Source organism: Sphingopyxis sp. OPL5, from assembly GCF_003797775.2.
Taxonomy (GTDB): Bacteria; Pseudomonadota; Alphaproteobacteria; order Sphingomonadales; family Sphingomonadaceae; genus Sphingopyxis.
The window spans coordinates 2,389,848-2,402,512 of sequence record NZ_CP060725.1 but is presented as its reverse complement, the minus strand read 5'-3'; the positions used below and the strand labels follow the sequence as shown (position 1 = coordinate 2,402,512).

Sequence of the window (12,665 nt, the reverse complement as noted above, 5' to 3'; positions counted from 1 at the left end):
TGGATGAACCTCGAAAAATTCACCGACCGCGCCAAGGGCTTTTTGCAGGCGGCGCAGACGATCGCGATCCGCATGAACCATCAGCGGATTTCGCCCGAGCATGTCGCCAAGGCATTGCTCGAAGACAATCAGGGCATGGCCGCCGGGCTGATCGCCAAGAGCGGCGGCGATGCCGCGCGCGCCGTGCAGGGCATCGACGCGCTGCTCGCCAAGGTGCCTGCGGTGTCGGGGTCGGGCGCGCAGGCGACCCCGGGCCTCGACAATGATGCCGTGCGCCTGCTCGACCAGGCCGAGCAGGTCGCAACCAAGGCCGGCGACGGCTTCGTCACCGTCGAGCGGCTGCTGCTCGCGATGGTGCTGGCGGCGGGCACGCCGGTCGCCAAGGCCTTCGCCGACGCGGGCGTGAAGGCGGACGCGCTCAACGCCGCGATCAATGACCTGCGCGGCGGGCGCACCGCCGACAGCGCGAGCAGCGAAGACCGCTACGAAGCGCTCAAGAAATTCGCCCGCGACCTCACCGAAGTCGCGCGCGAGGGCAAGCTCGATCCGGTGATCGGCCGCGACGAGGAAATCCGCCGCACGATCCAGATTCTCGCGCGCCGCACCAAGAACAACCCGGTGCTGATCGGCGAAGCCGGGGTCGGCAAGACCGCGATCGCCGAGGGCCTCGCGCTGCGCATCGTTAACGGCGACGTGCCCGACAGTCTGAAGGACCGCCGCCTGCTGTCGCTCGACATGGGCGCGCTGATCGCGGGCGCCAAATATCGCGGCGAATTCGAGGAACGGCTCAAGGGCGTACTCGACGACGTCAAGGCGGCCGAGGGCGAAATCATCCTGTTCATCGACGAGATGCACACGCTGGTCGGCGCGGGCAAGGGCGAGGGTGCGATGGATGCGTCGAACCTCCTGAAGCCCGCGCTCGCGCGCGGCGAACTCCACTGCATCGGCGCGACGACGCTCGACGAATATCGCAAGCATGTCGAAAAGGACCCCGCGCTCCAGCGGCGCTTCCAGCCCGTCTTCGTCGGCGAGCCGACGGTCGAGGATTCGATCTCGATCCTGCGCGGTATCAAAGAGAAGTACGAGCTGCACCATGGCGTGCGGATCACCGACGGCGCGATCGTCGCCGCCGCGACGCTGTCGAACCGCTACATCTCCGACCGCTTCCTGCCCGACAAGGCGATCGACCTGATGGACGAGGCCGCGAGCCGCATCCGCATGGAGGTCGAATCGAAGCCCGAGGAGATCGAAAACCTCGATCGCCGCATCATCCAGATGAAGATCGAGGAATCGGCGCTCGGCAAGGAAAGCGACGCCGCATCGAAGGACCGGCTCGCGACTTTGCAGTCCGAACTCGCCAATCTCGAGCAACAGTCGGCCGAGATCACCCAGAAGTGGCACGCCGAAAAGGACAAGATCCACGCCGAGGCCAAGATCAAGGAAACCCTCGACGCGGCGCGTTCGGCGCTCGACCAGGCGCAGCGCGCAGGCGACCTCGCGAAGGCGGGCGAGCTCAGCTACGGCACCATCCCGGGCCTCGAGAAGCAGCTCGAAGCGGCGCAAGCCGCGGCGGGCAATGCGATGCTGCGCGAAGAGGTCACCGCCGACGATATCGCCGCAGTGGTCAGCAAATGGACCGGCATCCCAGTCGACCGGATGATGGAAGGCGAGCGCGAGAAATTGCTGACGATGGAATCGACGCTCGAAAAGCGCGTGATCGGCCAGGACGATGCGGTGCGCGCGGTATCGACCGCGGTGCGCCGCGCGCGTGCAGGGCTTCAGGACCCCAATCGCCCGCTCGGCAGCTTCCTCTTCCTCGGCCCGACCGGGGTCGGCAAGACCGAGCTCACCAAGGCGCTCGCACGCTTCCTGTTCGACGACGACAATGCGATGGTCCGCATCGACATGTCCGAATTCATGGAAAAGCACAGCGTCGCGCGGCTCGTCGGCGCGCCGCCGGGCTATGTCGGATATGAAGAGGGCGGCACGCTCACCGAAGCGGTGCGGCGCCGCCCCTATCAGGTCGTGCTGTTCGACGAGGTCGAGAAAGCGCATCCCGACGTCTTCAATATCCTGCTGCAGGTGCTCGACGACGGGCGCCTGACCGACGGACAGGGCCGCACGGTCGACTTCACCAACACGCTGATCATCCTGACCTCGAACCTCGGCAGCCAGGCGATCGCCGCGCTCCCCGACGACGCGCCGGTCGAACAAGCCGAACCCGCGGTGATGGAGGTGGTGCGCGCGCATTTCCGGCCCGAGTTCCTGAACCGGCTCGACGAGATCGTGCTCTTCAACCGCCTCGCGCAGCAGCATATGGGCGGCATCGTCGATATCCAGGTCGCACGCGTCCAGAAGCTGCTCAATGATCGCAAGGTGACGCTCGACCTGACCGACGCCGCGCGCGCCTGGCTCGGCCGCGTCGGCTACGACCCCGTCTATGGCGCACGGCCGCTCAAGCGCGCAGTGCAGAAATATCTGCAGGATCCGCTCGCCGACCTGATCCTGAAGGGCGAAGTCAGGGACGGCTCGACGATCAAGGTCGACGAAGGCGACGGCGCTCTCAAGCTGACCCCAGCGTAACAAAAAAGGGCGGCAGAAATGCCGCCCTTTTCTTTTGATCCGAGACCGGCCCTAGAGGCCGAGGCTCGCAAGGTTCACCTTCACCCCCGCATAGACGTAACGCCCGCGGAAGCTCGACGGATAGTTGAGCTCGCCGACATCGGGATCGCGACCGAAGATATTGTTCACGCCGGCATAGAATTGGAAACGCTCGTCGTCGGTCTTGAAGCCGAGCTGGACGTCATGTTCCCATTTCTCGCGATAGAAGATGTATTTCGGATCGACGAGATCGGGGTTCGCCTCGATCTGCTCGGTGGTGAAGCGCCGCGTCTTGCTGAAATAGTTGACGCCATAGTTCAGCGACCAATTGTCCTTCACCCAGGTGATGTCGAGCGTGCCGTTCCATTTCGGCGCGAACGCCTCGGTCCGGTCGTTGTCGACCTCGGCCCCCGGGGTCGAGATGAAGGTCAGGCTATCGAGATAGCCGCCCGCGAGCCGCAGATTGAACTGGCCAAGGCTGTCGCTCGGCCGGAAGGCATAGTTGATCGTGAAGTCGGCGCCCGACGTCGCGAACTGCGACACGTTGAGCGGCCGCAGCAGATAGTCCGAAACGAACCCGGTCGACGGATCGCGGGTGATCAGGTCGCAGAACTGGTTGTCGAGCGTCGGCTGGTCGACGCAGGCGTTGGTGAGGTCCTGCGCGGTCGCCGTCGTAATCGCATTGGCGATCTTGATGTCATACCAGTCGAAGGTCGCGACCAGCCCCGGAATGAAGCTCGGCCGCAGCACCACCCCGGCAGTCCACGTCTTCGCCGTTTCCTCGTTGAGGAAGGGCGTGCCGATCGTGCGTCCCGGCAGCGAGGCGGTCGCCTGCGGATTCTGCGACGGATTGAAGGTTGCCGGATTGATGCCGAGCGCGGTCAGCGTCGCGTTGCAGTTGGCGACGCGGAACGACGTGCCTTCGGCGAGGTTGGTCGGATCGCACGGATCGTCGATGAACGAGAAGGTCCCGTTCTGCGGCGCGAACAACTCGGTCAGGTTCGGCGCTCGCACCGCTTCGGAATAGGTGCCACGGAAGCGGATGTCGCGCACCGGCCCCCAGGTGCCATCGACCTTCCACGTCGTCGTGCTGCCGATCGTCGAATAATCCGACACACGGATCGCCGCACCGAACTGCAGGATATCGGCGAACGGCATGCCGCGCAGCACCGGGATATTGATTTCGGCAAAGGCTTCCTTAACGTCGAAGCTGCCGCTTTCGGGGAATTGCGCCGCGAGATCCTGTAGCGCGTCCTGGACGAGGAAAGCGTCGGGCACGAAGTTCGACTTTTCCTTCCGATATTCGGCGCCCAATGCAAAGCCGATCGGGCCGCCAGGCAGTTCGAACACCGCGCCCGTGTCGCCTGATACCGAGGCGCTGACCACATGCTGCTGTACTTTGACGCGGTTGGCGAGGTCGACGTTGATCCAGTCGAGCGCCGCCTTGCTCGGCGAACCCTCGCCGAAAATGTTCAGCGGAACGCAGCCGCTGTTCGCGCCGGGGGTGAAGGTGATCGGCGTCGTATTGGCGCCGATGATGAAGCCGTTCGGGTCATTCAGCGGCGCGGTGGGGTCGAGCGACGAGCGGCAGACGATATTGCCGTTCGGCGTTCCTGTCGTGAACGCGCCCTGGTCGACCGCATCGAGCGCCGCGAAATAGCGGTCGCGGAGGCGGTAATTGGTGCTCAGGAACTGCGTCTTGGTCTGGCCATAGACATAGCTCACCTCATAGGTGAGATTGTCGGTGAGCCGACCGTCAAAGCCGAGCACCCCGCGATAGGTATCGCGCTCGGCATATTCGCCGCGCACGCCCATGTCGAAATTGTCGCGCGAGACGAGCACGCCGTCGGGCAGGAAACCCGAAGGCAGTTCCAGCGAATTGTTGATGTTGTCGGGTGTGATCAGCGCCGCGATATTGGCGGGAATGAACGGATTGTCGGCCTGGACCGTGGTGAAGAAGTCGAACGACGGCTGCGCGAACGAGAAGTTCTTCGTCTTCACATATTTGGCCTCGACGAAGAAGCGCAGCGCGTCGCTGAACTCATAACTGCCGAGCAGGTTGATATTATGCTTCTCGGTCTTGGGCTGGAGGTCGCCCTGATAGCCCGCGATCGGGGTGCTGTCGCCGCCCTGCACCACGCCGCCCGAACTGGGGATCGCCGTGCCGAGATCATAGACCTTGCCCGCGCCGGTGAAGTCGGGCGAAAAGTCGATGTCGACGTCGACCGCGCCGCCGGGCGCGCTGTCGGCATAGCGGATGTCGTTGTACAAAATCCGGTCGATGATGTTCGGATCGTCGAAATCGGGATCCGGATTATCCAGCAGATTCTGGCGGAAGCTGAACAAACCGAGATTGCGTCCGGTCTTGCGCGCATTGGCGGGCACCCGCGAATCGCGGTTATATTCGTACGACACCGCGACATTGCCGCGATCTTCCGAGAAATTGGTGCCGACGGTCAGCGCGCCATAGATGTTGTTCGCATCGCCTCGTGACGAAATGCCCGTCTGGAAGCGCGCGTCGATACCCTCGAAATCGCGCTTGAGCACGAAATTGACGACGCCCGACACGCCGTCGGCGCCGTACACCGCCGACACGCCGCCGGTGAGCACGTCGATCCGGTCGATCAGCGCGTTGGGGATGGTGTTGATATCGACCGACGAGGTGCCGGTGATCCCCGAAATATGGCGGCGGCCGTTGACGAGCACGAGCGTACGCTCGGTGCCGAGGTTGCGCAGGTTGAGCAAATTGACCCCGACCCCGCCGAACAATGCGGTCGATCCGCCGGCATCGGCGGTCGTGCTCGATCCGAGCAGCGCCGGATTCTGGACGAGCAGGTCGGTGAGGTTGGTAAGGCCCGATTGCTGGATCGTGTCGCTGCTGATCGAGGTCACGGGGTTGGGCGAATCGGCTTCGGGCCGCGCGATGCGCGACCCGGTAACCACGATGGCCTCGCCATCGTCGGCCGCGGCGTCGGCGTCGGCGACGGCATCATCGGCGGGCGCTTCCTGCGCGAAGGCGGGGGCGGCACAAAGCGCCAGGCCGAGGGCCAATGGCGCGGCACCGCGGCGCAGGCTTGCCAGAACGACGAGATTTTTCACGGATGGGACTCCCTTTTTGTCATCAACAAAAGGTGAGCCATGGCAGGGGGTGACGCGCGCCAACAGGCAGCGCGCTCCGTCATCCGGCACGACCCACCCCACATCGTGCACTGAAGGATTATCCTTAATTTTCTGTTATTTCGGTGAATCCCCGGTGCAAAACCAACATGCAGGGGCCACGTGCCAAAACAAGCATGGTCCGGCCAAGCGACGTGGGGCTTCGACGAACGGTCGTCAGCCGCGCGGACAGTGGCGCGCACCGACTGCGCGTTACGTGCCGCGATAATTTAGTTGCTGTGGTTGACCGGTGCGCGCGTCATCGCTTCGGCGGTTTGGCGGGCATCCTGATTTTCCTTCGCCCACACCGCCTTCCACTGTTCATTGGTGTGGCAGACACGGTTCTTCTTCACCAGTGAGCCGATCTCGAGCGTCTTGCGGCATTTGATATAATAGGGATGGGCCGGCGCGAGGCCGACGTTATACGCCTTGATCTCGGTCGGCGTCATCTCCGACGGCTTCCGCGTCGGCGGCGCGCGATCGGCAGCGGGATCGGGAGCCGCGGCCGACACGGCCAGTGCAAGCGCTGTCAATATCGTCAACATCGAGACCGCCTTTCCTTCAACGGGGTTCGCCCGCCACGCCTATTGCGGACGTCTGGGAATGGTGACCAACTGGTCGGCGGGTTCCTGCGGATTTGTCCAGCCGCGCGCGAGCGTCTCCATCGTATCGCGGGCGTCCTGATTGCCCTTGTCGACGATCCGTCGCCACTGCGCATTCGTGTTGCACACCCGCAACTTCTTCACCAGCGAGCCGATTTCCTCGATCTTGCGGCATTTGATATAATTGGGATCGGCAAACGCCAGCCCTTCATTATGCGCATCGATTTCGGCCCCGGTCATTTCCGAAGGGGTCCGCGCGAGGGGCATGTCGTCGCTCGCCGATGCCGCAGCCGGGGCAGCCAGCATCAACGATATGGATAATATGGGACGCGCACGCATCATCATCTCCCCATCGGCTGCGTCAGTTCGAACCGCCCGCCGCCTTGCTCGTCATCGCCTCGGCGGTGTCGCGCGCATCCTGGTTGCCCTTCGCCGACACTTCCTTCCACTTCTCGTTGGTGTAGCACACCCGGTTCTTCTTCACGAGCGAACCGATTTCGAGCGTCTTGCGGCATTTGATATAATAGGGATGGGTCTGCGCCAGCCCCTCGTTATACGCCTTGATCTCGGTCGGCGTCATCGCCGAGGGCGCCTTGGTCGGCGGCGCGCGGTCGTCTTCGGCCGCCTGGGCGACCGGAGCCGCAACCAGCAACGCGGCAAACAGGGTCACATATTTACGCATCGAATATCCTCCTTGCCGCCGGGCGGGCCGGCGGCATCCAGGCGATATCATATGTCGGCGTGCACCCCTTCGCCAAGCGGAATCTCCAGTCGAAACCATGGCCGCGAGCGGGCGCCGGTTCAGCGCGGAATGGCGAAGCCCGTCGCGTCCGCGGCGGCGAAATAGCGGGTCAAAAGCTCCTGCTCGCGCGGGGTCAGATGCGGGTTCCAGACGTCGAAGATCAGCACCGCGCGCAGATCGTCGCTGTCGTTCCACGCCTCATGTTCGATCGTGTCGTCGAAGGCGAAGGCCTTGCCCTCCTCCCACGCCCGCGTCTCGCCCCCGACCCGGAAACCGCAGCCCGGCGGCACGATCAGCGGCAGATGGACGATCGCCCGCGTGTTGGTCACCCCGGTGTGCGCGGGGATGCGTGTGTGGGGTTTCAGCAGCGAAAAAAAGGCGCTCGGCGATCGGCCCGGAATATGCGCGCCCGGTACCGTGGCGAGCACCGCCGCGGTCGCCGGGCAGCGATCGAGTACCGCCGGATTCGGCTCGCCATATTCCCACAGGAAGCACGCCCCCCAATCGAGCCGGTTGTCGAGCGGCGACCAGATCGACGTCGGGGTTCCCGCGTCCATCCGCACATAGGGACGCAGCGCATCGCCGGGATCGTCGAGCAGCGCAACGAGTTCGGCGCGGATGGCATCGGTCTGCGCCTCGACGTCCGCACGCCAGGGAAAATGGCCGCGATCGAAAAATTCGTCGGCGGGCAGGAACGGATAATAAAGCCCGGCGCATTCGTTCTGATAGATACGACGGCGCCCAAGCGCGCTCGCGACGAAAGCATCGCCGCGGCGTGCCTCGATCTCGGACAGGTCGCCCCGCATCGGCGCGAGCGCGCCGGTGACGGCATCGAACATCGTGTCGGTCGCCCCCGCGACAAAGGCCTGGCCGTGCGCCAACAGCGGTGCGAGCGGCGGCGGCATCGGATCGAGCTGGCCGCCGAGCGCGGTCGCCGCGCTCCATGCGCCGAGCGCCGCGCCAAGTTCGCCCCGCGCCTCGTGTCGCTCGGCCTTGCGGACCCAGGCCATCAGGTCGCGCCGGTCGACCGCCAGCGCGGCATCGAGCGCCGCCAGTTCGCGCCCGTCGTCGCCGAGCGCGCGCCAGGCCGACGCGAGGTTGCGCTGCAGCGCACCCGACTGCGGGTCGGCGGCGGCGGCGGCGGTAAAATGGGTCACGGCGGCAGCGGGATCGCCCGCCTGAAGCGCCGCGATGCCCAACCGGTTGGCCTCGACGGCCGATGCAGGCTGAGAAGAGCTGGTCATGGCCATGCTTGCCATCGGCGGATGCAATCGGCAAGGTCGATTGATGACCGCCGCGCCTTCCGTGACCGCCATTATCGGCGATGCCGAATGGCTGGCGCACCGCTACGATCCCGGCCACGACACCTTTCATTTCCGCCGCGTCGGACGCGAAGCGCGGGCGGTCGTTCCCTTCCTGACCGATGCCTGCCTCGGCGAGGACGCGGCGGCGGTCGTGCTGGTGCGGAAGGACTGCCGCGCGGCGACCGCGAACGCCCCGGCGCCGCTGCATTTTCTTTTCCATTCGGCCTATTGCGCCTCGACGATGCTCGTCCAGGCGCTCGACCAGCCGGGGGTCGCGACCGGCCTCTCCGAGCCGGTGCTGCTCAACGACATGGTCGGCTGGCGGCGGCGCGGCGCCGCGCCGCAAGAGCATGGCCGGGTGATGGACGACGCGATGGCGATGCTCGGCCGCCCTTTCCGTCCGGGAGAGGCGGTGGTGGTGAAGCCGTCGAACATCTTCAATCCGCTGGCGCGTGGCGCGTTGACGCTTCGCCCGCAGGCGCGCGCGATCCTGCTCCACGCGCCGCTCCGCGCCTTTCTGTTGTCGGTCGCGCGCAAGGGCATGTGGTGCCGGCTGTGGTGCCGCGAACTGCTCGAAAATTACCTCGCCGACGGGTTCGTCGCACTCGGGTTCGAGCCGCGCGACTATTTCCGCCAGTCCGACCTGCAAATCGCCGCGGTCGGCTGGCTCGCCCAGCAACAGGCCTTTGCCGCGCTCGCGGCATGGGCGCCCGATCGCATCGCGACGCTCGACAGCGAAACGCTGACCGCCGATCCCGCCGCGGCGGTACTCGGCGCCGCGCGCCATTTCGGACTCGCCGCGGACCCGGCGCACATCGCGGTCCATCCCGCGCTTGCCCGCAACAGCAAGTCGGGCGCCGCCTTCGCGCCCGGCGAGCGTCAACGCGACCTTGCGGCGGCGGAGGCCGCCTATGGCGAAGAGATCGAGCAGGTCGCCGGCTGGGCGGCCGTCGTCGCCGAACAGGCCGGCATCCCGCTGGCCTTGCCGCGCAGGCTCGCCATCGCCTGACGCCACGGCGTCACCTCCGCCACCGGTTCGTGCGGATTACCGCAGGCAAAGAAAAAGGGGCGGACATCGCTGTCCGCCCCCGATTCCTGTGCTTGGCTGAAGAAGACTAGAACTTCAGCTTCGCCGACACCGCGTAGCGGCGGCCCAGCGCGTCGTAGGTCGACGGATAGGTGTTGCCGCTGTTGTACGTGGTCGAACCCAGCGAGTTGCCGACGATCGGCGGCTTCTGGTTGAGCAGGTTCTGCACGGTCGCCGTGAAGGTCAGGTTTTCGCTGACGTTGAACCGCGTGGTCAGGTCGAAATAATGCTTCGCCTTGATCTTGCGGAACTCGGGGTTGACCATGCAACCGTCGGGATCGGCACCATTCGGATCGCGGCAGTCGGCCGGATTGTCGAGAGCGAAGTCCAAGTCGGCCTGCAGCTGGGCCGGCTCGAACGAAACGCTGTCCTGCCAGCGCCACAGCAGCGACACGTCAACCTTGTCGAAGCCCAGCGTGAAGCGGTTCGAGAACTGGAACTCCGGCTGGATCGAACCGGTGAACGAGCAGTTCACGCTGTAGTAGCCGACGCATTCGCGGTTCAGGCTTTCCGGATCGGCGACATTCGCGTTGAATTTCGAATGGCGCGTCCAGTTGCCGACGAACGACCAGTCGAGGCTGGCGAAGCCCAGATCGGTGTTATAGTTCAACAGCAGATCGACGCCGTCGGTGTACAGACGGCCAAGGTTGTTGGTCGTGCCGAACAGGCCCGCAGTGGTCGCCGGATCGCCGTCGAGGCCACCGGTGATCGGGTTGCGACGGATCGACGTACAAGCCGGATCGGTTGCGCTGCCTGCGGTGAGATTATCGAAGCAGGCCGCGATGATGTCACCCGGCAGCGGCGTACCCAACACGTCGTTGATCTTGATGTTGTAATAGTCGATCGACATGTTGAAACGCGGCAGGAAGTCGGGCTGCCACACCACACCCAGGGTCCAGGTGTCGGCCTTTTCCGGCTGCAGGTTCAGGTTACCACCGGTGGTGATATTGGCCTGAGCCGCGGTCGGGTTGGTGATCGAACCGATCGTGCCAGCCGGAGCGCCCTGCGCGATACAGACCGCACGCAGGTTGGCGTTGGCGGGCAACGTCGGACCCGTGCCAGCGCAGGGATCGATGCCGAGGTTGGTCAGGCCAACCGAGGTCGGCGTGAACAGTTCGCCGATGTTCGGCGCGCGAACAGCGCGGCTGTAGTTACCACGGAACTTCACGCCCGCGCCCGGTTCCCAGCTGCCGCCGGCCTTCCAGGTCGTGGTGTTGTAACCGGCGGCGCCACGGACGCTGTAGTCCGAATAGCGGATGCCGGCTTCGAGGGTCAGGCTTTCGAAGAACGGCTTGTCCTCGATCAGCGGCGCCACGATTTCGGCATATGCTTCATAGACGTCATACTGGCCATCGATGTCGGGAGCCGCACCGCCGGCGCCGCCGAGTTCACCCGGGGTCTTGGCGAGAAGGTCCGACGCCTGCTGCGCGCGATATTTGCGATATTCGCCGCCGAGGGCGAAGCCGATCGGCTGGACCGCACCCGGCGAGGTGAAGCCGAGGTCGCCCGAGATGATCGCGCGGGCCTGCGCCAGCGACGTGCGGTTCACCGAGGTGCTGTTTTCCTGGAGGTAACCAGCCATTGCGGGCGTGATCGAGCCTTCGGGACCGAACAGGTTGACCGGAACGCAATCCGGGTTGCCGCTCTGGCAGGTCACGCCATCATTCGACAGCGCCGCTTCGCGGAAACGCGACTGCAGCGTATAGCCCTGAATCGTCTGGATATTTTCCGATTCGCCATAGGCGCCTTCGACGTTCCAGTCGATCGAGTCGGTGATGCCGCCACGGGCGCCGACGCGATAGTCGAAGAAAGTCGTCTGATAATCGCTGATACGCGGACCGACTTCCGGAGTACGACGCGACAGCGCGACGGTAACGGTCTTGTAGTCAGTATTCGTGGTTCCGTCAGCGTTGGTCGGCCCCCGCGCGGCGGCTGCGGCTGCGCATTCCGTCGGCGTATAAAGCGCCTTATAGGCGCCCGCACCCAAGGTGTTCAGTGCGCAGAACTGGTTACGCAGTGTTGCGGGCAGGAACGGGTTGTTCAGGTTGATCGTGACGGTACCGCCGAACGAACCCGACGGGGCGATGATCGTCGACACGGTCTGCTTCGAGAACATGCCGCGCGTATAGACCTCGACCGAATCCGACACTTCATAATTGGCCTGGCCATAGATGTTGAAGCGTTCGAACGGCGTCTGGAAGATGTTGAACGGGTTGAAGTTGAACGTCTGGAACGTGCCAACCGCCTGGCCAGCGGCGTTCACCTGCCGCACGCCGCCATTGCCGTTGCCGTCCGGGTTGGGCGTGGTGTTGATCGTGCCATCGGCGTTCAGCGGACGCGTGCCCGAGAAGCGCGAGGGAACCGAGGTGCCCGAACCGCCGGTGCCGCCGGTATAGCTGTCGACCTGGTTGACCGAGAACGGACGCGCGCCCTGATAGACGGGGTCGGCCTGCTGGTAACCGATGCTCAGCACCGCGTTGCCGCGGCCGTCGTCGAAGTTCGCACCGATGGTGGCGTCGACGCGGAAGACGTTGCCGTCACCCTGCTCGGTGATCTGTTCCGAAGCCGTGACTTCCAGACCCGCGAAATCGCGCTTGGTGATGAAGTTGACGACGCCGGTGATGGCGTCGGCGCCATAGGTGGTCACCGCGGCGCCGGTCAGCGCATCGACGCGCTCGATCAGGGCCAGCGGGATGTTGTTAAGGTCGACGCGGCCGTTGACGTCCGACGGCGCGACGCGGTTGCCGTTCAGCAGCACGATGTTGCGGGTCGAGCCGAGGCCACGAAGATCGACGTACGAAGCGCCGCCGTTGCCGTTGTTGACGGCCGAACCGATGTTGGCGACGACGCCCGGCAGTTCGCGCAGAACTTCTTCCGCGGTGTTCGACTGCTTCAGCTCGATCGTGTCCGACGTGGTCACGTTGACCGGCGTCGACTGCTCGAGGTTCGGGTTGCGGATCAGCGAACCGGTGACGACGATTTCCTTTTCGGCCGCCGCACCGTCTTCTGCGTCCTGCGCGAAGGCAGGAACCGAAACGAGCGCAACGCTCAGCACCAGCGGTGCGGCGCCCAGTTTCAGCTTGGAATATTGGGTTTTCTTCACAGTGCAGTCCCTTGCTACTGATGGATAAGATACCCGGACCCCCATTGCGCCGGCAAAACGCCAGCGCACA

8 protein-coding genes are annotated in these 12,665 nt (G+C 64.8%); 2 read left to right on the top strand and 6 right to left on the bottom strand.

All coding sequences use genetic code 11. The annotated features are described in order from the left end of the window. Positions 1 to 3: 3 nt before the first annotated feature. The gene (gene clpB / locus EEB18_RS11435; protein ID WP_187142005.1) at positions 4 to 2,583 is read left to right on the top strand and encodes an ATP-dependent chaperone ClpB; all 2,580 of its coding nucleotides are present in this window, start codon (positions 4 to 6) and stop codon (positions 2,581 to 2,583) included. Positions 2,584 to 2,634: 51 nt separating this feature from the next. Here the strand turns inward: clpB and EEB18_RS11430 are convergent, their stop codons facing one another. The 5 genes from EEB18_RS11430 to EEB18_RS11410 all read right to left on the bottom strand — a co-directional run bounded on the left by EEB18_RS11430 (position 2,635) and on the right by EEB18_RS11410 (position 8,345). Continuing rightward, positions 2,635 to 5,700, bottom strand: a complete 3,066-nt coding sequence (locus EEB18_RS11430) for a TonB-dependent receptor domain-containing protein (RefSeq protein ID WP_262407903.1) — start codon at positions 5,698 to 5,700, stop codon at positions 2,635 to 2,637. A gap of 287 nt (positions 5,701 to 5,987) precedes the next feature. Beyond that, entirely contained in the window at positions 5,988 to 6,302 is a 315-nt protein-coding gene (locus EEB18_RS11425) for a hypothetical protein (RefSeq protein WP_187142006.1), read from the bottom strand. A gap of 39 nt (positions 6,303 to 6,341) precedes the next feature. Continuing rightward, entirely contained in the window at positions 6,342 to 6,665 is a 324-nt protein-coding gene (locus EEB18_RS11420; protein ID WP_187668990.1) for a hypothetical protein, read from the bottom strand. 55 nt (positions 6,666 to 6,720) lie between these two features. Then, positions 6,721 to 7,041, bottom strand: coding sequence for a hypothetical protein (locus EEB18_RS11415; protein WP_056342333.1), 321 nt, complete (start codon positions 7,039 to 7,041; stop codon positions 6,721 to 6,723). A gap of 119 nt (positions 7,042 to 7,160) precedes the next feature. Next, positions 7,161 to 8,345: an aspartyl/asparaginyl beta-hydroxylase domain-containing protein gene (locus EEB18_RS11410; protein WP_262407902.1), complete on the bottom strand. Its 1,185-nt coding sequence runs from the start codon at positions 8,343 to 8,345 to the stop codon at positions 7,161 to 7,163. Positions 8,346 to 8,406: 61 nt separating this feature from the next. Between EEB18_RS11410 and EEB18_RS11405 the strand changes: the two genes are divergently transcribed. Next, positions 8,407 to 9,414: a hypothetical protein gene (locus EEB18_RS11405; RefSeq protein WP_316248970.1), complete on the top strand. Its 1,008-nt coding sequence runs from the start codon at positions 8,407 to 8,409 to the stop codon at positions 9,412 to 9,414. A 106-nt stretch (positions 9,415 to 9,520) separates the two neighbouring features. Here EEB18_RS11405 and EEB18_RS11400 read toward each other — a convergent pair whose 3' ends face one another. Next, on the bottom strand, positions 9,521 to 12,595 hold the full coding sequence (locus tag EEB18_RS11400; protein WP_262407901.1) for a TonB-dependent receptor domain-containing protein: 3,075 nt from the start codon (positions 12,593 to 12,595) through the stop codon (positions 9,521 to 9,523). Between the last annotated feature and the right edge of the window lie 70 nt (positions 12,596 to 12,665).